The organism is Pseudomonas sp. BP01 (assembly GCF_022760795.1).
Lineage (GTDB): Bacteria > Pseudomonadota > Gammaproteobacteria > Pseudomonadales > Pseudomonadaceae > Aquipseudomonas > Aquipseudomonas putida_Q.
In genome coordinates this window covers 57,803-82,458 of sequence record NZ_JAFBKA010000003.1, presented here as the reverse complement: position 1 = coordinate 82,458, position 24,656 = coordinate 57,803, and the positions used below count along the sequence as shown (strand labels likewise).

Sequence of the window (24,656 nt, the reverse complement as noted above, 5' to 3'; positions counted from 1 at the left end):
TGCTTACCTGTCGAGTGGGCTGTTGGTCTTGTCCTGATACGTGGGCAAGTAAAGCTGCATGAAAGTTCCATGGCCGGGATCACTGTCGACGTGGATGGCGCCACCGCTCTGCCTGGCAAAACCATATACCTGGCTAAGGCCAAGGCCTGTGCCCTTGCCGAACGCCTTGGTAGTAAAGAATGGCTCGAAAATGCGCGGCAATACTTCTGGTGCAATCCCTTCGCCGTCGTCTTCCACTACAAAGCACACAAAGCTGCCGTGCAGCCCTTCCACCTCGCCCGCCAACTCAACCAACTCGACCGTCAGGCCTATCCGGCCCGACCCTGCGATGGCATCGCGGGCATTGAACAGCAGGTTCAGCAGCACCATCTGCAACTGCCCGGCGTCCACTTCGATCAACGGCAAGCCCGCTTGCAACTGCACCTGTAGCTCAATCGAGCTGGGCAGTGCGTGTTCCAACAGGCCGCGGGTAGCGGCTACAAGGTCTTGCGGTGCAACGCACGCCACATCGAGCTGACGGTGGCGGGCAAAGCTGAGCAGCTGCTGTGTCAGCTCGGTGCCCCGCTGCCCGGCGACGAGAATATGCTGCAGCATGCGCTGGATACGCGCCGGGTCCTGGCTGGCCAGCGCCAGGCGCGCGGAGCTGATGATGATGGTGAGCATGTTGTTGAAGTCATGCGCCAGCCCGCCGGTCAACTGGCCGAGGGCTTCCAGCTTCTGCGCCTGGAACAACTGGGCGCGCACTGCATCCAGCTGCATCGCCGACTCACGGCGGTCGGTAATGTCCCGCGTGACCTTGGCCAGGCCGATGATCTGGCCCTGGTCATCGCGGATCACATCCAGCGCCGCCAGGGCCCAGAACTGTGTGCCATCCTTGCGCACGCGCCAGCCCTCATCCTGCGCCACACCCTGTTCCAGCGCCTGGCGCAGCAAGCGCTCAGGGCGGCCGTCGGCACAATCCTGGGGGGTGAAGAACAGCGAGAAATGCTGGCCGATCACTTCATCGGCGCGGTAGCCTTTGATCCGTTGCGCCCCGGCATTCCACGACACCACATGGCCAGACGGGTTGAGCATATAGATGGCGTAATCCACCACCGACTGAACCAGCTGTTCATAGCGGTGCGCAGGCATGACGGGGTGGTCGAGACAGTCAGCTGAAACCATGAAGACTCCACTGGTACAGCAGGAGGGATGCTATGAGCTTAACCGAGGGTGCCCGGCAGCGGCTAGCGATGCGGCTATTGCCCAAAGGTTCGACCCCTCATTCTGTTGATCATAGGTGCTGCAGTTGACTCAACTATAACAATGGGTTATAAAGCGCGCTTGATTGCAAAGCCCTTCTGCTTAGAAGCGAGCTGGTCGCTGCGACCCCTTCAAGCGTGCGAGTGTGGTGGAATTGGTATACACAGCAGACTTAAAATCTGTCGGCGTGAGCCTTGCGGGTTCGAGTCCCGCCACTCGCACCAAACTTCCTCGAAAAGGCGCCCTTGCGGCGCCTTTTTGCTGCCTGCCAGCAATCCTTGGCGCAACTGCTAAAGTGGAGCTTGTCCCCGTCCACTGGAACGCCACCATGCGCTACTCCCTGTTCGATGGCCAACGCGACATCATTATCTTGATTGCCCGCGTGCTGCTGATGATCCTGTTCGTCTTGTCTGGCTGGGCCAAGCTGACCGGCTTTGATGGCACGGTTGGCTACATGACGTCGTTGGGCGCCCCTGCCCCCATGCTGGCGGCTGCAATTGCCGTAATCATGGAGTTTGTCGTCGCCATCCTGCTGATCCTGGGCTTCTACACCCGTCCGCTGGCGTTTCTGTTCGCGCTATTCGTGCTGGGCACGGCGCTGCTGGGCCACCCGTTCTGGAACATGGTCGACCCCGAACGCAGCGCCAACATGACCCAGTTTCTGAAAAATATGAGCATCATGGGCGGCCTTCTGTTGCTGGCCGTGAGCGGCCCAGGGCGTTTTTCGGTGGACGGGCGCTGAGTCAGTCGTCTTCGCAGTCATCGAACCAGGCTGGGTGATCACGCTCCTCGTCATCGAGGTCATCCAGCGTTTCCTCGTCTTCTTCCACTTCATCCTCGGCGCCTTGGGCATCCGCCTCGGGCTCCATGTCGTCGTAGAGAAATTCATGGTCAAGCAGGTGATCGTGCTCGGGTTCGTGCAGGTCGTCTTCGTCGTGCATGCTGGCTCCTGGGGTGATGGCAGGCCTGTATAGGCTGAACAGGCTCCCAGGTCAATGCGTTCGCTTAATCCTGGGTTAACCGGCCGCATGCAGCCTGCAGGCTCTCCCTTCAAACGTCTTTTGCCCGCCTTTCATGGCGGGCTTTTTTTGGTCCAGGGACCATGACAGCCTCATGACCTGAGCTTCACGAAATACTGACAACCGGATCGGCACACTACCCCTGCTCCGTACGTTCTTGAAGCCCGCCGCACCCTTGCCGCGGGCTTTTCTTTTTGCAGCGTGTTCTTGAAGCCTACGCAAAACCGGTAGGAGCGGCCTTGTGTCGCGATGGGCTGCGCAGCAGCCCCCTTTTTTTGCAGCCTCGCGAGGGCGCGGCCTGCTAACGCTTTGAAGCATGACCTGTAGCAGTTTTGCCCGACCAGCCAAGGGCTATGCTAACCCAGCGATAACCCAAGCTCACTCGGATAGACACGGAGGCTCTTATGAAAGCTGCTGTTGTTGCACCAGGCCGTCGCGTGGCCATAGTAGAGAAACCCCTACGGCCCCTCGAACACGGCGAAGCGCTGCTGAAGATGCAATGCTGCGGCGTCTGCCACACCGACCTGCACGTGAAGAATGGCGACTTCGGTGACAAGACCGGCGTGGTGCTGGGCCACGAAGGCATCGGCGTGGTCCAGGCAGTCGGGCCGGGCGTTACCTCGCTCAAGCCAGGCGACCGTGCCAGTGTTGCCTGGTTCTACCAGGGTTGCGGGCATTGCGAGTACTGCAATAGCGGTAACGAAACCCTGTGCCGCGATGTGAAGAACTCCGGGTACACCGTAGACGGCGGCATGGCCGAGGCCTGCATCGTCAATGCCGACTACTCGGTCAAAGTACCTGACGGCCTCGATTCCGCTGCCGCCAGCAGCATTACCTGCGCCGGCGTCACCACCTACAAGGCGGTGAAAATCTCCAATATCCGCCCCGGCCAGTGGATCGCTATCTACGGCCTCGGCGGCTTGGGCAACCTGGCCCTGCAATATGCCAAGAACGTCTTCAACGCCAAAGTGATCGCCATCGACGTCAACGAAGAGCAACTGCGCTTCGCCAGCGAGATGGGCGCAGATTTGCTCGTCAACCCGCTCAACGAAGACGCTGCGAAGGTTATCCAGGCCAAGACCGGTGGCGCCCACGCTGCCGTGGTGACGGCCGTCGCCAAAGGCGCGTTCAACTCGGCCGTCGATGCCCTGCGCGCTGGCGGGCGACTGGTTGCCGTCGGGCTTCCGTCGGAGTCCATGGACCTGAATATTCCCCGCCTGGTGCTGGATGGGATCGAAGTGGTGGGCTCGCTGGTAGGCACACGCCAGGACCTGCAGGAAGCCTTCCAGTTTGCGGCTGAAGGCAAAGTAGTGCCCAAGGTGACTCTGCGGCCAATCGAGGATATCAACCAGATCTTTGACGAGATGCTGGAAGGCAAGATCAAAGGCCGCATGGTGATCCAGTTCGAAGGTTGATAGCCTGAAAGCAGATCATTCCGAACGACCACAAAGCCCGTAAATGATCCTCTACGGGCTTTTTGCTTTCTCAACAGTCAAGGAACAGACCATGAGCTTCGACTGGCACGCCGGGCCGATTACCAGAGCCACCCCGCTGGACAAGCATTACCGCAACACGCAGAAGGTTCGTCAGTTTCTGCTCAGTGAGTGCGGGGAAGCATTCAAGTTCGACCGTGCATTTATGGCATGGATCAAAAGTGGCACGCCATCCACGATGGGCGAGGTTGCGGACGAATGGCTGCGTATGCAACGGTGACCACCAGCTTCGGGCATCGGTAGCCCGGCTTGCCCAGCCCTGCGATCAGGATTGGCGGCCGCTTCTTTCAGCATCTTGTCCAACGATTCAACCATGCTGGAATAGTCCATTCCTTGACTCCGTCGTTGGTGAGTTTTCACGTACGTTAAACGATAGCGGGCAAACGTTTCAGAATTGCTTGCGCACATGACAAGGTACCAAAGCTCGCCCTCTCTGATGACCCACCATCACGGCTTCAGGTTCAAAGAAAAACGTCAAACCTGGGTCGCCAGGCGCAGCACGTTCGGCTGATGGCAAAGGTTCTCAGTACCCACCACGAAATACCTCGCAGTTTCTCATCAGTAGCGGTTCAATTGCGGGTAATCACCGGTGCCCGAGGGATGCACATGACAATACGCAGCCTGGCCAAGAATCTCCCGCCTGACCCAGCCCATACCGGCTGGGTGCTCGGATGGGGCGTGCTTCGTGACCGCCACCCATGGCATTTTGTCGACGTTTATGCGGACCAGAATACAGCCAAGGTTGAAGCAGAGCGCCTTGGAGCTGGTTACGTCGTCGAGTATGGGTCGCACCGGCTTGGGTCGGATGAATTTATCTGCGGGGTGAGCCTGCCTGAGGGCTAGCGCGTGCCCGAGCAGGGTGAGGACCATGAAGCCCTGGGGAGGACCTGCGTCCTTGGCTTCATCAATTGCCTTGATCACGGCTCAAGCCGCCTCTTCATGCTCAATAAGCGCCCACAACCTTGCCGCCTCAGCGAACTCCAGCATGTCGGCCAACTGGTCTGCGTCAACGTCGCCGCGTCGGTGCGCGAAAACCGCGAGCTCGGCAAGCACTGCGGCCCTGCCATCGGGGTCGGCCACCAGGGCCGGCTGGTCACTCAGCTCGTCCAGCCACGCCGATGGCAGGCTCAACATTTTACCGTCCACAGCTGATCGATCCGCGTCGTGTAGGATTGGCTCATCATCTCCCTCCTCATGCCCCAGTCCGGGGCTGCCGGCACGCTGGCGGCTCGCATCGTCCCCCTCCCCCAGCGCCCGTTGATGTCATCCATCACCTGCATCAGTCGGTCACAGGCCACTGATTGCTTGAGCGCAAACAAGTCCTCTGAAAATTCACCTGGTTGCCGCAGGTCCATCAGCAGCACTTCTGCCTTGCTGTAGCGAAACCCTGGCCTGAAAATTCGCCCGACCGCATCGGTGGCCAGCCGGGTCATCAGCAGCGTGTCGCAGGTTGGGTATGGCAGTTCCACCAGCGCGCCCTGTGCGTGGTGCGCCTCATCCGGGTTGAACATGCCGGTGCGGATGCTGACGCGCATGCGCTTGCACACTGAGCCCTGGGCCCGGAGCTTTTCCGCTGCTCGGCCAACGTACGTGGCCACTGCCTGCTTGATGGGCGCCAGCTCTGTCAGCCGCTTGCCGAACATCCGGCTGCAACAGATTTCCTGCTTCGGGGGTTCGGCCTCGTCCAGTTCCAGGCACGGCGTGCCGGCCAGCTCGCGGGCAGTCTTCTCCACCACCACACTGAATTTCTGCCGCAGCGTCCAGGCATCAGCCTTGGCCAGATCCATCGCCGTGTGAATGCCCATCGCCTCGAGGTGGGCGGTCATCCGCCGGCCAACGCCCCATACTTCCTTCACTTCGGTATTGCGCAGCACCCAATCGCGCTTGAACGGATCGGTAATGTCGACCACCCCGCCCGTCTGCGCCTGCAGGCGCTTGGCCGTGTGGTTGGCCAGCTTGGCGAGCGTCTTTGTGCCGGCGATGCCGACACCCACGGGGATCCCAGTGCACTGGAAGATCCTGGAGCGCAGGGTTCGCCCGAACTGCGTCAGGTTTTCCTGAATGCCCGACAGATCGGCGAAGCATTCATCAATGCTGTAGACCTCGGTGTCAGGCACCATCGATTCGATCAGGGTCATGACGCGCTCGCTCATGTCGCCGTACAGCGCGTAATTACTACTGAAGGCCATGATGCCGTGGCGGCGCAGCTTGTCCTTTGCCTGAAAATACGGCTCGCCCATCTTCACGTAGGGCTTCGCATCGTACGACCTGGCGATCACGCAGCCGTCATTGTTGCTCAACACGACAATCGGGGTCTTGGTCAGGTCCGGCCGGAATACCCGCTCGCAGCTCGCATAGAACGCGTTGCAATCGATCAGCGCAAATACCGGGTCACTGCGCATGGTCGCGAACGCTGTAACGCACGACGCCCCAGATGACCAGCTCGTCGCCCTCCATGATGTACCGTGGTGGGTAGGCAGGGTTTTCCGATTTCAGGATCACCACGCCGTCGCGACGGTGGAGGCGCTTGCAGACCGGCTCGCTGTTTACGGCGGCAATCACCACATCGCCGTGCTCGGCCTCGCGACCGCGGTCTACGATGACGATATCGCCCGAGTAGATCCCTGCACCTTGCATGCTGTCACCCTCGACTTTTACCAGATACACATGGGGCGCACGCAGGTCGAACAGTTCATCAAGGGAAATATGACCTTCCAGATGGTCCGCTGCAGGCGATGGGAACCCCGCAGGAACGTGAAACGAATAGAGCGGTAGCGGTTCGGTGCCGCCGGTTGGCGTACCCAGGGATGTGATGGTCATGACGGAAGGTCCAATGCAAACTGTATGCATATACAGTAAATCTGGCATCGGCTGCCTGGTCAATCCTGGGCGATGAAATTTCTGACGGGCGAGAGGTGGAAGATGTGCGGACGGTACTCGATCTATGAGTCGATGGATCACTACCTGCGCCAGCTATCGCTGGACCTGGTGGTGATCAATGGCTACGACCACGCGCCAATCAGCCGCTACAACGTGGCGCCGTCGACCCGGGTAGAGGTCATACGCCAGGTGGAGGGAGGACTGAGTGTGGATCGGGTCAAATGGGGATGGTCGCCGTTCTGGGCAAAAGGGAAACGTCCGGATCCGATCAATGCTCGGGCCGAAACGGTGGTGACGGGCAAGTTCTTCAAAGGGCTGTGGCCCGCAGGCAGAGTACTGGCACCGGCAAATGGCTGGTTCGAGTGGATTCCTGATCCAGCGGACCCGAAGCGAAAGCAGCCTTTGTACATCACCAGCGCGGATGGCGCGCCGCTGTACTTCGCGGCACTTGCAGAAGTGCACCAGAACATCGAGCCTGACGAGCGCGATGGTTTTGTGATCATCACAGCAGCAGCGGATCAAGGGCTGATCGATATCCACGACCGCAAACCCTTGGTCTTGTCCCCTGAGCTCGCCCGGGAATGGATCGCACCCACTACGTCGCCGCAGCGGGCCGCGGCAATCGTGGAACAGGGCTGCCGGCCCGCAGCAGATTTTCGCTGGTACCCGGTCAGCAAGGCGGTAGGTAATGTCAGGAATGAGGGGGAATCGTTGGTTACGCCACTGGACAACGAAAAGCTGTAGGGTCAGCTAGAGTTTGAGGGGTACAAGCACCGTGAGGTAACCATCATGTTAAAACAAGAAGCAGACGACGTGATTGAACGTATAAGGGACGACCTGCAAAGGCACGGGGTGTTGATAGGCTACGATCCAGAGTTCACGACTGCCGAGTTCGGCTGCGACCTGGACCACCACGTTGCCCAGGTCAGAAATGATCCGGAAGAGCGTGTGGCATGCATAGTGATACATGATGAAGGCTTGTGGACCCAACTCAGGCAAGGGGCCGTGTATCGCTGTGTCGTCAGTGAATGTAACGGAAAGATCTTCGGCATTCCTATCACCATGGAGCCTAGAGCCGATGAGTCCTACACCATTCAATACAAGCTTTGAGGCGTCAGCGGGGTAGGCGCTGCCCGCGAGATCCTTCTCGCAATCGTGCAGCGAGCCAAAAAAATTGAATCCGGCGGTTGTCTTCTCGGTCAGGAATTAAGAACGCAGTAAATCTGACGAGGTGACAGCAATGACTATCCAGGCAGAGACACTCGCTCAACTGACCGAAGCGCTTCAGAAGCGTGGCATGACCCTAGTATCAGACGTGGCATTCACAAGGGCCCCATACCGGTACAACCACCGGTGGATCTGTATCGTGGAGTGACAGCCTGAGCGTTAAGCCGGCGGATCCCCTACTCCAAGGAGAGGGCTGATACGGAAACGACCTGGGTTTTCTACGCACAAAGAAAAACCCCGCAGACGCTAATCTGCGGGGCTTTCGAATGGTGGAGGCCGAGGTCGGAATCGAACCGGCGTAGACGGATTTGCAATCCGGAGCATAACCACTTTGCTACTCGGCCTCAAAGGTCGGATCTAGCTGCTTGCGCTTTGCTATCTCCTTGAAACGCTGAACCTTTTTCAAAGTTTGCTGCGTTTCGATGGGCGCCATTATGTCTTCATTCCTTTAACCTTGCAACCCCCTGAACGAAAAAAAATTTCAACGGGTTCAAGGTGTTAGCGCAGGCGACCGAGTTTACTCCATAAGCCCACCACAGTGTTCTCCACCGTGCCACTGGCCGCCATGCCGATCCGCTCTTGCAAGCTCTTGCGCTCGGCGTAGTGCAGGTGGAACAGGTTGGCGTTGCGCGCGCGCTCGCTGAGGTACTCGTCGCTGGTCTGCAGTTGGTCCACCAGCTGGCGGTTGAGGGCTGCAACGCCGAGCCAGACTTCGCCAGTGGCCACTTCGTCGATGTGCAGTTGCGGGCGGTAGCGGGCGACAAAGTCCTTGAACAGCTGGTGGGTGATGTCCAGGTCTTCCTGGAACTTCTCCCGGCCCTTGTCGGTGTTCTCGCCAAACACGGTCAGGGTGCGTTTGTACTCGCCGGCAGTCAGCACTTCGAAGTCGATATCGTGCTTCTTCAACAAGCGGTTGACGTTAGGCAGCTGCGCCACCACCCCGATCGAACCCACTACGGCAAACGGCGCACTGACGATTTTCTCGCCGATGCAGGCCATCATGTATCCGCCGCTGGCGGCCACCTTGTCGATGCACACGGTCAGCGGGATGCCCGCCTGACGAATGCGCGCCAGTTGCGACGCCGCCAGGCCGTAGCTGTGCACCAGGCCACCACCGCTTTCGAGGCGCAGCACCACTTCATCACGCGCTGTGGCGAGGGTCAGCAGCGCGGTAATTTCGTTGCGCAGGCTTTCGGTGGCAGAGGCTTTGATGTCGCCATCGAAGTCCAGCACGAAGACCCGGCCCTTCTCGTCGGCCTTGCCTTTCTTCTGCTGTTTTTCCGCCTTGGCCTGCTGCTTGCGCAAAGCCTTGAGCTGGCCCTTGTCGAGCAGGCCGGACTCCAGGCGCTCGCGCAGGTCCTTGTAGAATTCGTTCAGGCGGGTGACCTGCAGTTGCCCACCCGGCTTGCGCCGCCCTTTGCTGCGCAACCCGGCGATGGCCGACAGCACCACGAGGATGGCAATGACCAGGGTGGCGGTTTTGGCGAGAAAGCTTGCGTATTCGGCAAGAAACTCCACGTTGACTCCTTAAATACCTGCGCCAAAGCGGCGCGTAACTGATGCAAGCATACCGCTGCGCCCAAGGTGCTGCCAGCCGGTGTAAACGCTGGCAACACCTTTCAAACAACCTTTTCAAACGCTTGTATGTTTTTTCGTTGACAGCCCGTGTGCTGCATCCTAACCTCGCAGCAACCTCCAGACAGGCCGGAACCTTTCGTGGGCAACCTCTACCTGATCCGACATGGCCAAGCCTCCTTCGGTGCCGATGACTACGACGTCCTCTCGCCCGTGGGCGTGCGCCAGAGCCACGCCCTGGGTGAGCACCTGGCCCAACTGGGTATTCGGCTGGACCGCTGCGTGGCAGGCGACCTGCGCCGCCAGCAGGATACCGCGCGCCTGGCCCTGCAGGCCTTGCATGCCAGCGGCTGCCCGGTGCCGGCTGTTGAGACCGACGCGGCGTTCAATGAGTTCGATGCCGATGGCGTCATCCGCGCCCTGTTGCCCGGGCTGCTGCCAGAAGAGCCCGATGCCCTGCACATCCTGCGCAATGCTGCGCAACACCGCAGCGAATTCCAGCGCCTGTTCGCATTGATGGTGCAGCGCTGGCACACGGGCGAACATGCCGACGATGGCCTGGAAAGCTGGCAGGCTTTCATCTGCCGTGTACAAGCTGGCCTGGAACGCGTGCTCGATACCGCTGGCAGCGGTGACAATGTCGCTATCTTCACCTCGGGCGGCACCATTGCCGCCCTGCTCCACCTGGTGACACGTATTACCCCCAGCCAGGCGTTCGCGCTGAACTGGCAGATCATCAACACGTCGCTCAGCCAGCTGAAGTTTCGCGGCCGCGACGTGGCACTGGCCTCCTTCAACAGCCAGGCCCATGTGCAGCTGTTGAGGGTACCGGAGCTTGTCACCTATCGATGAGCCCGGTTTGTTGTGTCCCTGCGGGGACGTGTAAATAACTCTATAAGGAATGCGCCATGACCTCCGTAGCTGATGCCGTCAAAAAAATGCAAGAGAAGTTCAACCCATCCGCTGCCGCCGGCCTGGACCTGGTGTTCGGCTTCAACATCACCGACGAAGACAAGCAATACGCGCTGATCGTCAAAGACGGCACCTGCGACCTGCAGGAAGGCGAAAACCCGGACGCCAACTGCACCCTGGTGATGGACAGCGAAACCCTGAAGGGCATCGTCAGTGGTGAAACCGACGGCATGCAGGCCTTCATGGGCGGCAAGCTGCGCGTTGAAGGCGACATGATGCTGTCGATGAAACTCAGCGAGCTGTTCCCGTCCTGAGGGCTGGGTACACTGGATGATCGAAAAACCGAAGCCATAGCGGCTTCGGTTTTTTTTTGGCCTGCATTCGGTGCAGTGATCGACCTGCAACACCCTCGCCTATATGGCACTTGGCACGCTTGTTCCAGCGCCGTCAGGCCATTAGATTAGCCAATAGTCCTTGCGATCGAGAATAAGGAAAACGCATGACGCTCACCGACCAGTCCACCCAGGTACGCCCCGGCGAAGAACTCGACGCGGCCGTCATCGACCCTTACCTCAAGGCCAACATCCCCGGCCTGGACGGCCTGCCGAGCATAAGCCAGTTCCCTGGGGGGGCCTCCAACCTCACCTACCTGGTCAGCTACCCGGGCCGGGACTTTGTGCTGCGCCGCCCGCCATTCGGGCAAAAGGCCAAGTCAGCCCACGACATGGGCCGCGAGTTCCGTATCCTCAACCAGTTGAACAGCGGGTTCCCCTTCTGCCCCAAAGCGTATGTGCACTGCACCGACAGCAGCCTGATCGGCGGCGAGTTCTACGTCATGGAACGGGTCAAGGGCATCATCCTGCGCTCGGACATCCCTGCCGAGCTGAACCTTGACGCCAGCCGCACCGAGGCCCTGTGCAAAAGCTTTATCGACCGCCTGGTCGAGTTGCACCAGGTGGACTACAACGCCTGTGGCCTGGCCGACCTGGGCAAGCCGGCAGGCTATGTGCAGCGCCAGATCGAGGGCTGGACCAGCCGCTACGAAAAAGCCCTGACCCCGGATGCCCCGCGCTGGGAAACGGTGACCGCGTGGTTGCACGATAAAATGCCCGCCGACCATCCAAAGCCCGCCATCGTGCACAACGATTACCGCTTCGACAACGTGATCCTCGACGCCGACAACCCCATGCGCATCATCGGTGTGCTGGACTGGGAAATGGCCACCCTGGGCGACCCGCTGATGGACCTGGGCAACAGCCTGGCCTACTGGATCGAGGCCGACGACCCGGCGCCGGTGCAGCTGATGCGCCGCCAGCCGAGCAACGCGCCCGGCATGCTCACCCGCCGCCAGTTCGTGGATTACTACGCCGAGCGGGCGGGCATCGCGCTGGACAACTTCGATTTCTACTACTGCTATGGCCTGTTCCGCCTGGCCGGCATTGTCCAGCAGATCTACTACCGCTATTACCACGGCCAGACCCAGGACAAGCGTTTCGCCCAGTTCATCCACATGAACCGCTTGCTGGAGCAGATGAGCTTGCAGGCCATTGCAAAGTCCAGCCTCTGAACAACGCCTACGACGACGGATAACAAGGAAAACAGCATGTCCAAGACCCACCTGTTCGACCTCGACGGCAAGATTGCCTTCGTTTCCGGCGCCAGCCGCGGCATCGGCGAAGCCATCGCCCACCTGCTGGCCCAGCAAGGTGCCCATGTGATCGTTTCCAGCCGCAAGCTGGACGGTTGCCAGCAGGTGGCCGAGGCGATCATCGCGGCGGGTGGCAAGGCGACGGCGGTGGCCTGCCACATCGGTGAACTGGAGCAGATCCAGCAGGTGTTCGCCGGTATCCGGGAACAATTCGGGCGCCTGGACATCCTGGTCAACAACGCCGCCACCAACCCGCAGTTCTGCAACGTGCTGGACACCGATCCGAATGCCTTCCAGAAGACCGTGGACGTGAATATCCGTGGTTACTTCTTCATGTCGGTAGAGGCCGGCAAGCTGATGCGCGAGCATGGCGGCGGCAGCATCATCAACGTGGCATCGATCAACGGCGTGTCACCCGGCCTCTTCCAGGGTATCTATTCGGTGACCAAGGCGGCAGTCATCAACATGACCAAGGTCTTCGCCAAGGAGTGCGCCCAGTTCGGCATTCGCTGCAACGCCCTGCTGCCGGGCCTGACCGACACCAAGTTTGCCTCTGCACTGGTGAAAAACGATGCCATCCTGAACGCCGCACTGCAGCAGATTCCGCTCAAACGCGTGGCCGACCCCAAGGAAATGGCCGGCGCGGTGTTGTACCTGGCCAGCGATGCGTCCAGCTACACCACTGGCACGGCACTCAACGTCGACGGCGGCTTCCTGTCCTGATCAGGCTTTGACCGCCACCAAGGTGTAGCTCAGGGGCAGGCGTGCAGGCTGCTCGCGCAAGCGATACTCACCATCGCTGCCCTTGACCATCTGCCCCGGTAGGGCCTCCCAAGGGATGCTCTGGTGCTCGACCAGCACCGTCAGTTGCAACCCATGCGCCAGCAGGGCAGTAACGACTTCACCCAGGCCGTGGTTCCATTCGTGGGTTTCGGTGTGGGCAAGGCGCTGTTCAGTTTCAACGTAGGTCTGGTCGTTGTGCCACACCGTGGGCGCTTCGTGCTCGAAATACGGGTATTCGAGTTGCAGGCGGTCCTGGTGGTCTTCATTCACGGCCATCAGCATCGGGTGCCCATCACGCAGGAACAACCGCCCGCCCGGTTTCAGCAGCGCCGCGACCGTGCGTGCCCAGGGCTCGATGCGGGGCAACCAGCAGAGCGCGCCGATACCGGTGTAGACCAGGTCGAACGTGCCTGCCGGCAGTACCTTGTCGGCGGCATAGACGTCGGACTCTACATAGTCGATGGGCACCGCGCAGCGCTCGGCCAGTGCCCGCGCTTCGGCCAGCGAAGCCGCGGAATAGTCCAGGCCGCTAACCTTGGCGCCAAGGCGCGCCAGCGAAAGGGTGTCGGTGCCAATGTGGCACTGCAGGTGGACGGTCTTCAGCCCATTGATATCGCCGAGCAAAGGCAGGTCGAAGCGCACGGTTTCGGACAGGTGCCCGGGGCGCTGGACCAGAATCTCGACTTCGTAGTCCTTCGAGGCAGCGTGCAGCGGGGCGCGTTCGTCCCAACTGGTGCGGTTGAGTTGCAGTGAACGGTCCATGGTGTCTTCCTTGAGTGGTAACGGCTCATGCTAGTTGCCACTTGGCCATCTACGACACCACTGCATTGCTAAAAATTGTAAAGAGCAAACAACTGGACTGCACTGGCCCTTGTAGGAGCGGCCTTGCGCCGCGATAGGGCTGCGCAGCAGCCCCAGCAATATGTGCATTTGCGCTGAAACCCTGGGGCTGCTTCGCAGCCCTATCGCGACGCAAGGCCGCTCCTACAGGTCGGCGATAAAGCCGTTACAGGCTCCGGCCTTTACAGGCAGGTAGCCGCCGCTGCCCGGCGCTGCAGCGCCACGCCGTCATTCTTCTGCGCGTAGTAATCCACCCGCGCCCCACCCGCCTGCGGGTAAACGTCCACAAACGCTTCGGCCTCACGGGTATACACGGTAAACCCGCCCTGCTTGCGCGGTTCCAGGTAGCCACTGGCATCGTCGCCGAACACCTTCTCTTCCTGCCAGCTGAACTGGATGCACTGCGCCACCAGCTGCGGCGCCTTGTACGAATCGAGCTGCGCAGTCGGCTTGCCGCCGCGGGCCGTCTCCATGGTCGCAGAAGCACAACCGACCAGTATCAGCGCCGCGGCCATCGGCAGAATCGCACGCATGTTCCATCCTCGGGTATCGAAAAAGAAGCGACTCTAGCACTCGCGAGCATCCCGAGTGAATTGTCACGCGCATGCCGCTGTCGCAGATAAGGTATGCCGCCATAAGGAGCACCACATGAAGCTTCACTATCTGCTACTCGCCGCCCTGCCCTGCCTGCCCCTGGCCGTCAGCGCCGCGCCTTCCAGCGAAGAAAGCATCACCGCCCCGGAAACCCACAATCGCACGCTTGAAGTGGGCGACAAGGCCCCGGACCAGTACAAACGTGACGAGGAGGCTATCAAGGACTGGAAAGCCAAAGGCTTGCCCGCACCCGAGAAGGAAAGCCATTGGGTACGTATGGGCGAGCATTACGTGCTGGTGCAGATCACTAATGGTGTAGTGCTGGCGATCCAGCCGGCGTCCTGATTCAACCCGCCTGGATCAATGCCGCCATGTGCACCGTGTTGCGCCCGGCGGCCTTGGCCTGGTACAGCGCAGCATCCGCCTGGGCCAGCAGGTTGGCGGTGCTGTCGTTGGGGCCCGGTACGCCACAGCACAGGCCGACGCTGAAGCGCAACTCGATCTGGTCACCGGCAAAACACGCCGGGCTACGCGCAATGGCCTCGCGCAGCCCTTGCAGCGCAGCCATCGCCCCGCTGCGGTCAGTGCCCGGCAGCACCAGCAGGAATTCCTCACCGCCATAACGGCCCAGGCTGTCACCCTGGCGCAGCCGCTGCTGCAACTGGCGCACGCAATGGCACAGCACCTCGTCGCCGGCCAGGTGCCCATACAGGTCGTTGATGCGCTTGAAATGGTCGATGTCGATCATTGCCACGGCCAGGCTGGCCTGTTGCTGGCGGGCATGGTCCAGCGCCACGGCAAACCGTTCCAGTATCGCCCTGCGGTTGAATGTGCCGGTCAGCACATCGTGCAGGGCCAGGTGCTGCAAACGGGACTCGCTGCGCTCCTTGGCCATCAGCACCAGCCCGATCGAATACATCATCACCGTCGCCGTGCCGATTGCCACGGAAATGCTCTGCTTGAGGTTGCTGGTGTCGTAACGCATTTCCACCGCCGTGCCATTGGCCACCGCGACCACACGCATGCCCAGGCCGACCAGGCTGATCAACGCACCGATCTGCAGCAGCAAGTGGGCCCTGCCCGGCCGCTCGGCATGGCGCCACGCCCAGTAAAGGATCAGCGAGCACTGCAGCATCAATACCAGTGTCGCCAGCAGCATGCGCGGCTCCAGCGTATCGAGCAGCAGCATCAGCCCCACCAGCATGCAGGCGGGGATGACGAAAATGACACGCCAGGGCACCACCTGCTCACGTACCCGGAACAGGCTGGCGGTGTACAACGCCAAAGCCAGCGACAGCAAGCTGTTGCCCAGCCCATAGCTGACCCACAGCGGGGCCTGGGCATAGACGGTGTAGCAGACATAAGCCAGGGCATGCACCAGCAGCCCGCAACCCGTGAGCAGCAGGTTGTCACGGCGATTGCTGCGCCCGACCAGCAACAGGCAGAAGGCCAGAATGGTTGCAACCAAGGCAACGGCGGCGAACAACGTGGGGGTGTGGGCGATCATCGTGATTCACCGAGTGGCAGATTGCCGTCTTGGCTGCGGCTTACCTCACAGTCTAGGGGGACATTGCGCACTCGACCATGACCGAATGGGACAGAACAGCAGCCCTCAAGCTCGCCGCTTATCACTGCAGCGACAATTTTTTGCCCGCCCGGGAAACCAAATGGATCATTCCCAGTCTCAGGAAGTGTCCCGTAAACCATTGCGGATCAAGGACCTATATCGTGATGACCCGCCTTGCAAGCCTTTCGCTGATTGCTGCCGTCCTGCTGACCGCAGGCTGCCACAGCCACCGCTACCATGACGACGACGATGGCTGGCGCGACCGCGACCGTGGCCACCGCCACCACCATCGGCATGACCGCGATGACGATGACAATCGTCAGTACCGCGGTGACCGCGACTACCGCTGAAGCGTCTTTGCACCCCTGACCTGCCGCCCGCTGCGCGGCACTTTAACCTGATGATTCCTTTGAGGTTCGTATCATGCGTCTGACTCTGCCTTCCCTTGCCCTCGGCCTGCTGCTTTGCCAGGGCGCTTTCGCCGGTGACGGTACTGCCGCCATTGGCGGTGGCCTGGGTGGTGTGCTGGGTAACGTTGTCGGTCAACAACTGGGCGGCAAGACCGGCGCGGCCATCGGTGCCGGCGTCGGCGGCGCAGCCGGCAGTGCGGTAGGTGCGCGCAAGGGCAACCGTACCGAAGCCGCCATCGGCGGTGGCCTGGGCTCGGCTGGCGGCTCGCTGCTGGGCGGCGCGGTGGGCGGCAAGACCGGCTCCACCGTCGGTGCCGGCCTGGGCGGCGCGGCCGGTGGTGCCCTCGGCAACCACCTGGGTGATGACAACCGCGGCAGCAAGAAGCACCGCCGTCACCGTCACTGATTACCTGACTCAGGGGCTGCTGCGCAGCCCTTTTTGTTGCAGCACATCAACACCCCCTTCATCACGAACTGGCACACTGGCTGCTACTGTCTATCGTGACCCGTGTGAAGGAACACCCCCCACCCATGAACCAAGATCTGCTCTGGGTCCTCGGCCTGCTGGCCATCGTCGTCCTCTTGTTCATCATCAATCGCCCACGCATGGACGTGGTCGCGCTGATGGTGATTCTGGCCCTGCCGCTACTCGGCATCCTTACCGTGGAGCAGGCCCTGGCCGGCTTCAGCGACCCCAACGTGGTACTGATCGCCGCCCTGTTCGTCATCGGCGAAGGCCTGGTGCGCACCGGTATTGCCTACCGCATTGGCGAATGGATGAGCGAGCGGGCCGGCAATAGCGAAACACGTCTGCTGGTGCTGCTGATGGTGGCCGTGGCCGGGCTAGGGTCGATGATGAGCTCCACCGGCGTGGTGGCCATTTTCATCCCGGTGGTGCTGAGCATTGCCGCGCGCCTGCAACTGTCGCCCAGCCGCCTGATGATGCCACTGGCGTTTGCCGGGCTGATCAGCGGCATGCTTAGCCTGGTGGCCACACCGCCCAACGTGGTGGTGCACAGCGAGCTGGTGCGCAATGGCGAGGCGGGCTTCAGCTTCTTCAGCTTTACCCCGTTCGGGCTGGTCGTGCTGGTGTTGGGCATCGGCTACATGCTGCTGACCCGGCACTGGCTGAACGGCGAAGTGCGCAAGGACGGCCGCGTGGAAACCCGCCGCACCCTGCTGGACCTGGTGCTGGACTACAAGCTCAACGGCCGTGAACGGCGCCTGCGTATACGCCCTCATTCACCGCTGATCGGCCACACCCTCGGCGAGCTGGAGTTGCGCACCCGGCACGGCGCCAACGTGATCGGCATCGAGCGCCAGCACAAGTTCACCACACGGGTGATCGGCGCCGACTCCAACACCGTGCTGCACCAGGGCGACGTGCTGCTGCTCGACCTGTTTGCCAACCGCGACGACTTGCGCAGCCTGTGCCAGACCATGCAACTGGAGCCACTGCACTTCAAGGCGGCTTATTTCATCGATCAGTCCCAGGAGCTGGGCATGGCCGAGGTCTCGCTGCCACCGGGCTCGCAGCTGATCGGCAAGAGCATTCTCGAACTGGCCTTCCGCACCCGCTTCGGCCTCAACGTGGTGGGCCTGCGCCGGGAACAGGCGGCGATCGAAGAGCAACTGGTGGAAGAACAACTGCGCCTTGGCGATACCTTGCTGGTGGTCGGCCCGTGGAAGGCCGTGCGCCAGTTGCAAAGCCAGCCCAAAGACTTCCTGGTACTGAGCCTGCCCGCCGAGATCGACCAGGTCGCGCCAGCCCGCACCCGTGCGCCGCAGGCATTGCTTAGCCTGGCGGTAATGGTCGGGCTGATGGTGAGCGGTGCCGTGCCCAATGTCATCGCGGCCTTGATCGGTTGCCTGCTGATGGGCGCCGGCCGCTGCATCGACATGAACAGCGCCTATCGGGCCATTCATTGGCAAAGCCTGGTGCTGATCGTCGGCATGCTTCCGTTCGCCCAGGCACTGCAAAAAACCGGTGGTATCGACCTGGCGGTGGGTGGGCTGGTCAGCGTGCTGGGTGGCGCCGGCCCCAGTGCCATTCTCGCCTGCCTGTTCGCCGTCACGGCGGTGATTGGCCTGTTCATTTCCAACACGGCCACTGCAGTATTGATGGCACCGGTGGCTGTCAGTACCGCAGCGCAACTGGGCATGTCGCCCTACCCGTTTGCCATGACCGTGGCGCTGGCCGCGTCGGCGGCGTTCATGACGCCGGTGTCATCGCCAGTCAACACACTGGTGCTGGGCCCCGGGCAATACCGTTTCGCCGACTTCGTCAAAATCGGCGTGCCGTTCACCGTACTGGTGATGGTGGTCACCGTCGTAATGGTGCCGTGGTTCTTCGGGTTGTAAGGAAAGCGGCAAGGATTAGAAGCAGTTTGACATTATCTCGACCGATCGCGGCAGATTGACATCAAGTGGCCTGACGAAACACACTGGGGGCAATTGCCCCAGGTGCTTCAAGGCGTTGTCCTGGATTTCGTTTCCGCTTGCCGGTCGAGTTCATGGTTTTTCCAGCCCAATCGCGCTTGTTGCCTTACGTAGTTCTGCTTTGCCTGACCTTTGCCCTCACCCTGGGCGGCATTCTGGCACGCCCGATCGAATCGCTGTCGCTGTTCTGGCCAGTGAACGCTGTGTTGGCCGGCGTGCTGCTGCGCTACCCCCGCCAGGCCACACTGACCGGTTTCAGCCTGGTCTGGCTGGCCATGGTCGGTGCCGACCTGCTGTGTGGCAGTGCCTGGGTGCCGGCCCTGTGGTTCAACCTGTGCAATCTTGGTGTGGTGGTCACCCTCTGGCAGCTGCTGTCGCGCTTGCCCCGCCTGCACCGGCGCATGCGCACGCCGCACGGCGTTCTCAGCGTGTTCGCCGCCTGTGCCGCCGCCGCCATGGTGGCGGCCAGCATGGCAGCGGTCATGGCTGCACCATGGTTCGAGCAATCCTTGCGCGCCACCTGGCTGGCCTGGTTCAGCGAACAGTTCTCGACCAGCGTGCTGGTGCTGCCAGTGCTACTCACCGCGCCCTCGGTACGGGCCCTGGTGCGCGGGGGTGCCCAGGCCATCCGCCTGGCGCCGCTGCTTGTGCTGCTGGTCTCGCTGGCGGTCAGCATTGCCTTTGGCGGCCCCGGTGCCATTGCCTTCCCGATTGCCGCCTTGCTGTGGTGTGCCTGGACCTACTCGCCATTCATGGTTTCGCTGCTGACACTCACCGCCGGCAGCACCTTGATTGTGGCGGTGGCGCAAAACCTCATGCACTTCAGCGTGCCGCAAAGCGAGCCTGGGGTGACCACGCTGATGTCGGCGCGCCTGGGCATTGCCATGCTGGTGCTCGGCCCGCTGGTGGTGGCCTGCGTCAGCCAGGCCAACCGCAGCCTGATGGCCCGCCTGGCGCACCAGGCCACCATCGACCACTTGACCGGCGTGCTCACCCGCAGCGCCTTCACCCGCCGCGCCAACGCGCTGCTGGACAGCCGCCAGCAGCATGCCCAGGCGCTGCCACTGACCCTGATGATGCTGGACATCGACCACTTCAAGTCGATCAACGATGCCCACGGCCACGGGGTTGGTGACCAGGTGCTGCGCCAGTTCGCCAGCACCCTGCAAGACCAGTTGCACAACGATGAACTGCTCGCGCGCCTGGGCGGCGAGGAGTTCGTCGTCATCCTCCCGGGCCTTGCGCCAGAACGTGCCAAGTTCACCGCCGAACGCCTGCGCCGCGCGGTACAGGACCTGCACGTGGTGCAGGCCGACCAGCGCTTGCAGATTACCGTGAGTATCGGCCTGGCCGGCTGTGACGCCAATATCCCGGCCCCCAGCCTGGATGCGTTGCTGGCAAGTGCCGACCAGGCGCTGTACCGGGCCAAAGCCCATGGCCGCAACCGCGTCGAACAGGCAGAAGCACAGCGCCAGGTGGTGTGAGTCAACCGGCCAGCAAGTCCCACGACAGCTTGGCGATCAGCACGCACAGCAGTATCAGGAACAGCCCGCGCACAAAGCCTGCGCCCTTGCGTACCGCCAGCCAGGTGCCGGTAAGTGCCCCGAGCACATTGCACGCGGCCATGGGCAGCGCGATGGCATACAGCACGTTGCCCGAAGGCACGAAGAACACCAGCGCCGCCAGATTGGTGGCAATGTTCACCACCTTGGCCGAGGCCGAGGCGTGCAGGAAGTCCAGGGCAAAAAAGCGGATGAACAGGAAGATCAGGAAGCTGCCGGTGCCAGGGCCGAACAGGCCATCGTAAAAGCCGATCGCGCCACCGATCAGCACCGCCAGGCATTGCTCCTTGCGGCCGATGTGCGCAGGCTTGTGCAGCGTGCCGAAGTCTTTCTTGATAAAGGTGTAGATGGCCATCAGCACGATCATCACCAGCACGGCCGGGCGCATCACACTGGGCGGCACCAGTGACACCGTGGCCGCACCAGCGAACGACATGACAAAGGCGCTGAGCGCCGCCGGCACGATCAGCCCCCAGTCCAGCGTCACCTTGCGAATGAACGAGCGCGCCGCGAAGGCCGTACCACAGACCGACGCCAGCTTGTTGGTACCGAGCAAAGCCGCTGGCTGCGCGGTGGGCAGCACATTGAACAAGGCCGGGATCTGGATCAGCCCGCCGCCCCCCACTGCGGCATCGATCAGCCCAGCAGCAAAGGCGAACACAGAAAGCACAGCAATATCCATCATGACGCAGTTCCAGGCAGTGAAGACGCCTGCAAGGCTAATCAAAGTGTCGCGCTTGTGTTGAAATGCCGTATTGCAAAAACTGCAACAAGGAGCAGGCAATGGCATTGGACATGTTGCGGGAAATTCAGGCGTTCGTCAGCGTGGCGCACAAGCGCAGCTTCGTGGCCGCCGCACGTGCACTGGGGCGCTCGCCCAGCGCGGTAACCCGCGCGGTACAAACCCTGGAAGACAACGCGGGAAGCAAACTGCTCAACCGCAACGCCAACGCGGTAACCCTCACCGAAGCCGGCGAGCGCCTGCTGCCCCATGCCGAACGCTTGCTGGATGTGCAACGTGATGCTGCCGACGAGTTGGCCGCGCTCAGCGGCAGCGCCCAAGGCTGGATACGCTTTGCCGTGCCGCAACTGCTGGGTGAACATGTATTGCCACAGGTGCTTGCCGAGTTCTCCCGCTGCCACCCCAAAGTGACCTTGGACGTACAGTACTGCGACGAAACCCTCGACCCGCTGCAAGGCAAGTTCGATTTCGTGGTGCGTGGGGCCTTCCCGCAATCAAGCGAGCTGATCGGCTACCCGCTGTGGCCCTACCAGCGTCACCTGTATGCCAGCCCGGCGTACCTCGCCGTGGCCGGCACGCCCCAGCAACCAGAGGACCTCGAAGGGCATGCGCTGATCCTGCACACCGCTCCGCGCATTCTCAAGGCCTGGCATTTTTGCCGCGACGACCAGATCACCAGCCTGCGCCCCAGGCCCCGGCTGCGCCTGGACTCAGGTGATGCGGTGTACCACGGCACCCTGGCCGGCGCAGGCATCGCCCGCCTGGCTGCCTGGGTTGGCGAAGCACAGGTCAAGGCCGGGCGGTTGGTACGGGTATGCCCGCACTATCGCCTGACTTCCAGCAGCGGCCAGGACCCGCAGATGCATGCCGTGTACCCTGCTGGCGAGCTGCCGGCGCGGGTGCGCGACTTGCTGACGGCGTTGCGCCGTGCCGGCCTCGCCTGCTGAAACAGCCCCCTGAAATGACTGTTCAATTTCTGCTCAATTTAACAGAGCCCGCCGCGGGCCTGGCTTGCAGCACTTTATCCACAGACCTACCCACGTTTTTTGTGGACAGATTTCCCAACGCAAAGAACGACTTATCGCACAACCAGCAACGCCGTGTTTGCCAGCTTGACCAGCTCGATCCACTCCGGCGTACTGATCACGCCAGCCTGCTCCAGCACCAGGGCATCGCGCAATGCCTGGTCATATCCCTGCTCATCAAGTGTGCCTTCGGCAAGAAAACGGCTACGCCACTCCAGCATGGCTGAAGTGCCTTTCTTGTATTCCATTGATGTATCGACTCCAAGGCAAAAAGACCGGCCCGAACGAGCGGCGGCGTGAGACTACACGAGGCTTTTGCACTTGAGAATGACTTGCACCTACCGCTGGTCCAGCAGTGCAAGAGGGGAGAATACTGGCCAATTGGCCAGGTATTGGGCCCGCCAGTTGAAGTAGACGGGCCGCGCAGGAAAACCCGTTGAAGTCAGCTTGGCGGAATGGTGCCAAGAATACCAATCAGAATGGTCAGTAGCAGAAAACCACCCAGGAACAGCGCCAGCTTGCCCATTGGAACCTCTACAGTTGTGATGCGGGAATGGGCATATTGTCGGGCTTGGGCTGATACGGTTACAGATTCAGGTTTGTGGAAAAAAAGCGGATCAGATACAGCGCAGATACATTATTGCTACATGAGATTTCAAGACGTGTTACAGGCTCCGGCTGCAACCACGCAGGGTGGCCTGCCCTTGGAGAGGTGACTGAGCCCAGCTGACACGGGAAGTCGAGCGCGATTGGGAGCACATGAATTGAAACGCAATTTGTAGGACTTTTTACTGTGCGCTGTGGGAAGTATCGCGGTAGGAGCGCCAACCTGTATGAAACATCAGTTTCTCCAGCAGATTCGAGCTGCTACGGTCCATTTTTCCTACAACGGCACGGAAGCCTACACCACGAGAAAAGCATGGACCCGTTCAATACTTCGGCCCTGAAGCTACAAAAAAAATTGCTGGACCTGCGCCTTGAGTGTGACCGCCTGAGAAGTGAGGGCAAGGACGTGGAAGCGGACCTTCTGGCTGGCCCTATAGCGCGGATTGAAGCGGCTCTCAGGCAGTTGCCGGACAGCCTGAAGCCCGTGACCTTGCAGTGACCCCTACTGCTCCCGCAAAGCATGCCCCGGACCTGTAGGAGCGGCCTTGTGTCGCGACAGGGCTGCGTAGCAGCCCCGGCAATCTATGCATTTTCGCTGAACCCCTGGGGCTGCTGCGCAGCCCTTCGCGACACAAGGCCGCTCCTACAAAAGCCGCGCAGCGGGGCGGCTTCAGAACAGCTTGACCGTATAACTCAGGATCAAGCGGTTCTCATCGATGTCGGTGCGGTAGTTGGAGCGCGCCATCACATTGCGCACCCGCACCCCAAGGCCGGCCAGCGGCCCGCTCTGCACCACGTAGGCCAGGTCCAGGTCACGCTCGCGGTCACGCCCTTCAAAGCCCAGCCCGGTGTCCACGTCGCGCCCTTTCACATAACGCAGTGTCGACGTCAGGCCCGGAAGCCCCAAGGCGACAAAGTTGTAGTCATGCCGCACCTGCCACGAGCGTTCGCCCGGCGCCGAAAACTCATAGGTCGGCAGCGTATTACCCATCGGGTTGGTGTTGGCACCCACCTGGATAAAGCCATCATCGCCGCCGATCTGCTGGTAGCCCACGTAAAAGGTATGCCCGCCGGTCTTGGCCGAGAACAGGCTGAACAGCGCATGGTTGTCGTAGTCACCGGCAATCTTGCGGCCGTCCTCGCGGGCATCGAAATAGCCGGCATTGACCCCCAGCGTCCAGTCCCCCAGCGGCTCGGCGTGCTTGAAGCTGTAGAAGCGCTGCTGGTAGATATCCTCCAGTTGCGCCTGCCACACACCGACGCTGGTACGGTTGTCGTTGAAGGCATAGTCGGCGCCAACGTAGTTGAAGCGATCACTGGTAAAGCGCGCCAGCCGCGCCGGGTTGATCGGGTCGTTGACCAGGGCGTACATTTTCTGGCTGTTGGACGAGTCGCGCAGGCTGGTGGAGCGGAACTGGCCGGCATTCAGGGTCAGCCCGGCAAACTCGCGCGATTCCAGCATCGCGCCCTGGTAGGTCGGCGGCAGCAGGCGCAAATCGCTGAACAGCAGCACAGGCAGGTTGGGCATCAACTCGCCCACCTTCAGTTCGGTTTGCGAGACCTTGAACTTGATCGCCGCCCCCAGGCGGCTGTATTCGTCCGCCGACTTGCCGCTGTCCAGGCTGGGCAGCAAACCCGACCTGGCATGCTGCGGGCTGCTGTCGAGCTTGAACCCCAGCAGGCCGGTCACATCCACGCCGACGCCGAGCGTGCCCTGGGTGTAGCCAGAGCTTGCGTTCAGGATAAAACCCTGTGCCCATTCCTGGGTACGCGACTGGGTGCTCGCGCCCTTGATATCGGCATAATCGCGGCTGAAGAAGTAATTGCGCGCCTGCAGCGTGGCGCGGGCACCTTCGATGAAACCGGCCTCTTCTGCCGAGGCCTCGGCGCACAACGCGGCGGCAATACACCCGCCGGCCAGGCACGCAGATGAAGAAAAACGCGGTGCAGTGGAATCTTGCATGGAGCTACTCCTGGATTCGGGCAACAGCAACCCGGCGCGGCGGCCGTGTATGGCCGCCAACGTGCGGGTTGCATCGAGAGAGGGTCGGCAGGCGGGCACCCGGCCCGCCTGCCCTGCCGTTGCTTGAAG

The 24,656-nt window shown here is 61.4% G+C and carries 29 protein-coding genes and 2 tRNA genes; 18 read left to right on the top strand and 13 right to left on the bottom strand.

The features are described from left to right. Positions 1-3: 3 nt before the first annotated feature. On the bottom strand, positions 4-1,164 hold the full coding sequence (locus JOY50_RS04045) for a nitrogen regulation protein NR(II) (protein ID WP_132841616.1): 1,161 nt from the start codon (positions 1,162-1,164) through the stop codon (positions 4-6). A 217-nt stretch (positions 1,165-1,381) separates the two neighbouring features. On the opposite strand from JOY50_RS04045, the gene JOY50_RS04040 reads away from it, so the two are divergent. After that, a tRNA-Leu gene (locus JOY50_RS04040) sits at positions 1,382-1,466 on the top strand. A 104-nt stretch (positions 1,467-1,570) separates the two neighbouring features. Then, a complete protein-coding gene (locus JOY50_RS04035) occupies positions 1,571-1,984 on the top strand; it encodes a DoxX family protein (protein ID WP_016498950.1) in 414 nt (137 codons plus the stop codon). Position 1,985: 1 nt separating this feature from the next. On the opposite strand, the gene JOY50_RS04030 is transcribed toward JOY50_RS04035, so the two are convergent. Continuing rightward, positions 1,986-2,183 carry a hypothetical protein gene (locus JOY50_RS04030; protein ID WP_063425561.1) on the bottom strand — a complete coding sequence of 66 codons (198 nt, stop codon included), beginning with the start codon at positions 2,181-2,183 and terminating at the stop codon, positions 1,986-1,988. Between the two features lie 482 nt (positions 2,184-2,665). Here JOY50_RS04030 and adhP point away from each other — a divergent pair, with 482 nt between their 5' ends. The 3 genes from adhP (at position 2,666) to JOY50_RS04015 (ending at position 4,597) form a co-directional block, all read left to right on the top strand. Next, positions 2,666-3,676 carry an alcohol dehydrogenase AdhP gene (adhP, locus tag JOY50_RS04025; protein ID WP_132841618.1) on the top strand — a complete coding sequence of 337 codons (1,011 nt, stop codon included), beginning with the start codon at positions 2,666-2,668 and terminating at the stop codon, positions 3,674-3,676. Positions 3,677-3,767: 91 nt separating this feature from the next. Next, complete coding sequence (locus JOY50_RS04020; protein WP_132841620.1) at positions 3,768-3,974, top strand: DUF6434 domain-containing protein; 207 nt, start codon at positions 3,768-3,770, stop codon at positions 3,972-3,974. Positions 3,975-4,360: 386 nt separating this feature from the next. Beyond that, a complete protein-coding gene (locus JOY50_RS04015; RefSeq protein WP_132841623.1) occupies positions 4,361-4,597 on the top strand; it encodes a hypothetical protein in 237 nt (78 codons plus the stop codon). Positions 4,598-4,678: 81 nt separating this feature from the next. Here JOY50_RS04015 and JOY50_RS04010 read toward each other — a convergent pair whose 3' ends face one another. Genes JOY50_RS04010 through JOY50_RS04000 form a run of 3 tightly spaced genes read right to left on the bottom strand, consistent with a single transcriptional unit; the run spans position 4,679 to position 6,574 of the window. Continuing rightward, entirely contained in the window at positions 4,679-4,888 is a 210-nt protein-coding gene (locus tag JOY50_RS04010) for a hypothetical protein (protein ID WP_132841625.1), read from the bottom strand. Then, the gene (locus tag JOY50_RS04005) at positions 4,882-6,156 is read right to left on the bottom strand and encodes a Y-family DNA polymerase (protein WP_019470679.1); all 1,275 of its coding nucleotides are present in this window, start codon (positions 6,154-6,156) and stop codon (positions 4,882-4,884) included. Before JOY50_RS04005 ends, JOY50_RS04010 begins: the two co-directional genes overlap by 7 nt. After that, positions 6,146-6,574, bottom strand: a complete 429-nt coding sequence (locus JOY50_RS04000; RefSeq protein WP_132841629.1) for a LexA family transcriptional regulator — start codon at positions 6,572-6,574, stop codon at positions 6,146-6,148. Before JOY50_RS04000 ends, JOY50_RS04005 begins: the two co-directional genes overlap by 11 nt. A 102-nt stretch (positions 6,575-6,676) precedes the next feature. On the opposite strand from JOY50_RS04000, the gene JOY50_RS03995 reads away from it, so the two are divergent. Continuing rightward, positions 6,677-7,378, top strand: coding sequence for an SOS response-associated peptidase family protein (locus JOY50_RS03995; protein ID WP_132842056.1), 702 nt, complete (start codon positions 6,677-6,679; stop codon positions 7,376-7,378). Between the two features lie 45 nt (positions 7,379-7,423). Continuing rightward, the gene (locus tag JOY50_RS03990) at positions 7,424-7,744 is read left to right on the top strand and encodes a hypothetical protein (protein ID WP_019470682.1); all 321 of its coding nucleotides are present in this window, start codon (positions 7,424-7,426) and stop codon (positions 7,742-7,744) included. A 387-nt stretch (positions 7,745-8,131) separates the two neighbouring features. Here the strand turns inward: JOY50_RS03990 and JOY50_RS03985 are convergent. Both JOY50_RS03985 and sohB read right to left on the bottom strand, forming a co-directional pair. Further along, positions 8,132-8,205 (bottom strand) — tRNA-Cys (locus JOY50_RS03985). A gap of 154 nt (positions 8,206-8,359) precedes the next feature. Continuing rightward, positions 8,360-9,379 carry a protease SohB gene (gene sohB, locus JOY50_RS03980; RefSeq protein WP_132841640.1) on the bottom strand — a complete coding sequence of 340 codons (1,020 nt, stop codon included), beginning with the start codon at positions 9,377-9,379 and terminating at the stop codon, positions 8,360-8,362. Between the two features lie 198 nt (positions 9,380-9,577). Between sohB and JOY50_RS03975 the strand changes: the two genes are divergently transcribed. The 4 genes from JOY50_RS03975 (at position 9,578) to JOY50_RS03960 (ending at position 12,719) form a co-directional block, all read left to right on the top strand. Beyond that, the gene (locus JOY50_RS03975; RefSeq protein WP_132841642.1) at positions 9,578-10,288 is read left to right on the top strand and encodes a histidine phosphatase family protein; all 711 of its coding nucleotides are present in this window, start codon (positions 9,578-9,580) and stop codon (positions 10,286-10,288) included. A 56-nt stretch (positions 10,289-10,344) separates the two neighbouring features. Then, positions 10,345-10,662 (top strand): SCP2 sterol-binding domain-containing protein, encoded by a 318-nt coding sequence (locus tag JOY50_RS03970; protein ID WP_132841644.1) that lies wholly within the window; start codon positions 10,345-10,347, stop codon positions 10,660-10,662. Between the two features lie 185 nt (positions 10,663-10,847). Further along, positions 10,848-11,915, top strand: coding sequence for a phosphotransferase family protein (locus tag JOY50_RS03965; protein WP_132841646.1), 1,068 nt, complete (start codon positions 10,848-10,850; stop codon positions 11,913-11,915). Positions 11,916-11,951: 36 nt separating this feature from the next. Further along, positions 11,952-12,719, top strand: coding sequence for an SDR family oxidoreductase (locus JOY50_RS03960; protein ID WP_243054807.1), 768 nt, complete (start codon positions 11,952-11,954; stop codon positions 12,717-12,719). Here the strand turns inward: JOY50_RS03960 and JOY50_RS03955 are convergent, their stop codons facing one another. Both JOY50_RS03955 and JOY50_RS03950 read right to left on the bottom strand, forming a co-directional pair. Beyond that, a complete protein-coding gene (locus tag JOY50_RS03955) occupies positions 12,720-13,541 on the bottom strand; it encodes a bifunctional 2-polyprenyl-6-hydroxyphenol methylase/3-demethylubiquinol 3-O-methyltransferase UbiG (protein ID WP_132841650.1) in 822 nt (273 codons plus the stop codon). Between the two features lie 260 nt (positions 13,542-13,801). After that, a complete protein-coding gene (locus tag JOY50_RS03950) occupies positions 13,802-14,152 on the bottom strand; it encodes a hypothetical protein (RefSeq protein ID WP_132841652.1) in 351 nt (116 codons plus the stop codon). A gap of 115 nt (positions 14,153-14,267) precedes the next feature. Between JOY50_RS03950 and JOY50_RS03945 the strand changes: the two genes are divergently transcribed. After that, complete coding sequence (locus JOY50_RS03945; RefSeq protein WP_132841654.1) at positions 14,268-14,558, top strand: RcnB family protein; 291 nt, start codon at positions 14,268-14,270, stop codon at positions 14,556-14,558. A gap of 1 nt (position 14,559) precedes the next feature. Here the strand turns inward: JOY50_RS03945 and JOY50_RS03940 are convergent, their stop codons facing one another. After that, the gene (locus JOY50_RS03940; RefSeq protein WP_138736074.1) at positions 14,560-15,720 is read right to left on the bottom strand and encodes a GGDEF domain-containing protein; all 1,161 of its coding nucleotides are present in this window, start codon (positions 15,718-15,720) and stop codon (positions 14,560-14,562) included. A gap of 224 nt (positions 15,721-15,944) precedes the next feature. Here JOY50_RS03940 and JOY50_RS03935 point away from each other — a divergent pair, with 224 nt between their 5' ends. The 4 genes from JOY50_RS03935 to JOY50_RS03920 all read left to right on the top strand — a co-directional run bounded on the left by JOY50_RS03935 (position 15,945) and on the right by JOY50_RS03920 (position 20,113). Continuing rightward, entirely contained in the window at positions 15,945-16,130 is a 186-nt protein-coding gene (locus JOY50_RS03935) for a hypothetical protein (protein WP_016487966.1), read from the top strand. A gap of 73 nt (positions 16,131-16,203) precedes the next feature. Beyond that, on the top strand, positions 16,204-16,596 hold the full coding sequence (locus tag JOY50_RS03930; protein WP_016498896.1) for a glycine zipper domain-containing protein: 393 nt from the start codon (positions 16,204-16,206) through the stop codon (positions 16,594-16,596). Positions 16,597-16,721: 125 nt separating this feature from the next. After that, positions 16,722-18,551 (top strand): SLC13 family permease, encoded by a 1,830-nt coding sequence (locus JOY50_RS03925; RefSeq protein WP_243054806.1) that lies wholly within the window; start codon positions 16,722-16,724, stop codon positions 18,549-18,551. 137 nt (positions 18,552-18,688) lie between these two features. Then, the gene (locus JOY50_RS03920; protein ID WP_019470693.1) at positions 18,689-20,113 is read left to right on the top strand and encodes a GGDEF domain-containing protein; all 1,425 of its coding nucleotides are present in this window, start codon (positions 18,689-18,691) and stop codon (positions 20,111-20,113) included. 1 nt (position 20,114) lies between these two features. Here JOY50_RS03920 and JOY50_RS03915 read toward each other — a convergent pair whose 3' ends face one another. Then, positions 20,115-20,876 carry a TSUP family transporter gene (locus JOY50_RS03915; RefSeq protein WP_019470694.1) on the bottom strand — a complete coding sequence of 254 codons (762 nt, stop codon included), beginning with the start codon at positions 20,874-20,876 and terminating at the stop codon, positions 20,115-20,117. Between the two features lie 98 nt (positions 20,877-20,974). Here JOY50_RS03915 and JOY50_RS03910 point away from each other — a divergent pair, with 98 nt between their 5' ends. Continuing rightward, positions 20,975-21,880: a LysR family transcriptional regulator gene (locus JOY50_RS03910; RefSeq protein ID WP_132841664.1), complete on the top strand. Its 906-nt coding sequence runs from the start codon at positions 20,975-20,977 to the stop codon at positions 21,878-21,880. A gap of 131 nt (positions 21,881-22,011) precedes the next feature. Here the strand turns inward: JOY50_RS03910 and JOY50_RS03905 are convergent, their stop codons facing one another. Further along, positions 22,012-22,206 carry a hypothetical protein gene (locus tag JOY50_RS03905; protein WP_019470696.1) on the bottom strand — a complete coding sequence of 65 codons (195 nt, stop codon included), beginning with the start codon at positions 22,204-22,206 and terminating at the stop codon, positions 22,012-22,014. Between the two features lie 671 nt (positions 22,207-22,877). Between JOY50_RS03905 and JOY50_RS03900 the strand changes: the two genes are divergently transcribed. Beyond that, positions 22,878-23,063: a hypothetical protein gene (locus tag JOY50_RS03900; protein ID WP_132841666.1), complete on the top strand. Its 186-nt coding sequence runs from the start codon at positions 22,878-22,880 to the stop codon at positions 23,061-23,063. Positions 23,064-23,234: 171 nt separating this feature from the next. On the opposite strand, the gene JOY50_RS03895 is transcribed toward JOY50_RS03900, so the two are convergent. Then, positions 23,235-24,527 carry an OprD family porin gene (locus tag JOY50_RS03895; RefSeq protein ID WP_132841671.1) on the bottom strand — a complete coding sequence of 431 codons (1,293 nt, stop codon included), beginning with the start codon at positions 24,525-24,527 and terminating at the stop codon, positions 23,235-23,237. Between the last annotated feature and the right edge of the window lie 129 nt (positions 24,528-24,656).

Excerpts from the sequence above, each read along its gene's own strand:
- JOY50_RS03990 (WP_019470682.1), top strand. The coding sequence starts at position 7,424 with ATGTTAAAACAAGAAGCAGACGACGTGATTGAACGTATAAGGGACGAC.
- JOY50_RS03940 (WP_138736074.1), bottom strand. The coding sequence starts at position 15,720 with ATGATCGCCCACACCCCCACGTTGTTCGCCGCCGTTGCCTTGGTTGCA.
- JOY50_RS03935 (WP_016487966.1), top strand. The coding sequence starts at position 15,945 with ATGACCCGCCTTGCAAGCCTTTCGCTGATTGCTGCCGTCCTGCTGACC.
- JOY50_RS03930 (WP_016498896.1), top strand. The coding sequence starts at position 16,204 with ATGCGTCTGACTCTGCCTTCCCTTGCCCTCGGCCTGCTGCTTTGCCAG.
- JOY50_RS03925 (WP_243054806.1), top strand. The coding sequence starts at position 16,722 with ATGAACCAAGATCTGCTCTGGGTCCTCGGCCTGCTGGCCATCGTCGTC.
- JOY50_RS04010 (WP_132841625.1), bottom strand. The coding sequence starts at position 4,888 with ATGTTGAGCCTGCCATCGGCGTGGCTGGACGAGCTGAGTGACCAGCCG.
- JOY50_RS04020 (WP_132841620.1), top strand. The coding sequence starts at position 3,768 with ATGAGCTTCGACTGGCACGCCGGGCCGATTACCAGAGCCACCCCGCTG.
- JOY50_RS03965 (WP_132841646.1), top strand. The coding sequence starts at position 10,848 with ATGACGCTCACCGACCAGTCCACCCAGGTACGCCCCGGCGAAGAACTC.
- JOY50_RS03970 (WP_132841644.1), top strand. The coding sequence starts at position 10,345 with ATGACCTCCGTAGCTGATGCCGTCAAAAAAATGCAAGAGAAGTTCAAC.
- JOY50_RS04015 (WP_132841623.1), top strand. The coding sequence starts at position 4,361 with ATGACAATACGCAGCCTGGCCAAGAATCTCCCGCCTGACCCAGCCCAT.
- JOY50_RS03905 (WP_019470696.1), bottom strand. The coding sequence starts at position 22,206 with ATGGAATACAAGAAAGGCACTTCAGCCATGCTGGAGTGGCGTAGCCGT.
- JOY50_RS03910 (WP_132841664.1), top strand. The coding sequence starts at position 20,975 with ATGGCATTGGACATGTTGCGGGAAATTCAGGCGTTCGTCAGCGTGGCG.
- JOY50_RS03915 (WP_019470694.1), bottom strand. The coding sequence starts at position 20,876 with ATGATGGATATTGCTGTGCTTTCTGTGTTCGCCTTTGCTGCTGGGCTG.
- JOY50_RS04035 (WP_016498950.1), top strand. The coding sequence starts at position 1,571 with ATGCGCTACTCCCTGTTCGATGGCCAACGCGACATCATTATCTTGATT.
- JOY50_RS04045 (WP_132841616.1), bottom strand. The coding sequence starts at position 1,164 with ATGGTTTCAGCTGACTGTCTCGACCACCCCGTCATGCCTGCGCACCGC.
- JOY50_RS03895 (WP_132841671.1), bottom strand. The coding sequence starts at position 24,527 with ATGCAAGATTCCACTGCACCGCGTTTTTCTTCATCTGCGTGCCTGGCC.
- JOY50_RS04005 (WP_019470679.1), bottom strand. The coding sequence starts at position 6,156 with ATGCGCAGTGACCCGGTATTTGCGCTGATCGATTGCAACGCGTTCTAT.
- JOY50_RS04000 (WP_132841629.1), bottom strand. The coding sequence starts at position 6,574 with ATGACCATCACATCCCTGGGTACGCCAACCGGCGGCACCGAACCGCTA.
- JOY50_RS04030 (WP_063425561.1), bottom strand. The coding sequence starts at position 2,183 with ATGCACGACGAAGACGACCTGCACGAACCCGAGCACGATCACCTGCTT.
- JOY50_RS03950 (WP_132841652.1), bottom strand. The coding sequence starts at position 14,152 with ATGCGTGCGATTCTGCCGATGGCCGCGGCGCTGATACTGGTCGGTTGT.
- JOY50_RS03995 (WP_132842056.1), top strand. The coding sequence starts at position 6,677 with ATGTGCGGACGGTACTCGATCTATGAGTCGATGGATCACTACCTGCGC.
- JOY50_RS03900 (WP_132841666.1), top strand. The coding sequence starts at position 22,878 with ATGGACCCGTTCAATACTTCGGCCCTGAAGCTACAAAAAAAATTGCTG.
- adhP (WP_132841618.1), top strand. The coding sequence starts at position 2,666 with ATGAAAGCTGCTGTTGTTGCACCAGGCCGTCGCGTGGCCATAGTAGAG.
- JOY50_RS03945 (WP_132841654.1), top strand. The coding sequence starts at position 14,268 with ATGAAGCTTCACTATCTGCTACTCGCCGCCCTGCCCTGCCTGCCCCTG.
- JOY50_RS03960 (WP_243054807.1), top strand. The coding sequence starts at position 11,952 with ATGTCCAAGACCCACCTGTTCGACCTCGACGGCAAGATTGCCTTCGTT.
- JOY50_RS03955 (WP_132841650.1), bottom strand. The coding sequence starts at position 13,541 with ATGGACCGTTCACTGCAACTCAACCGCACCAGTTGGGACGAACGCGCC.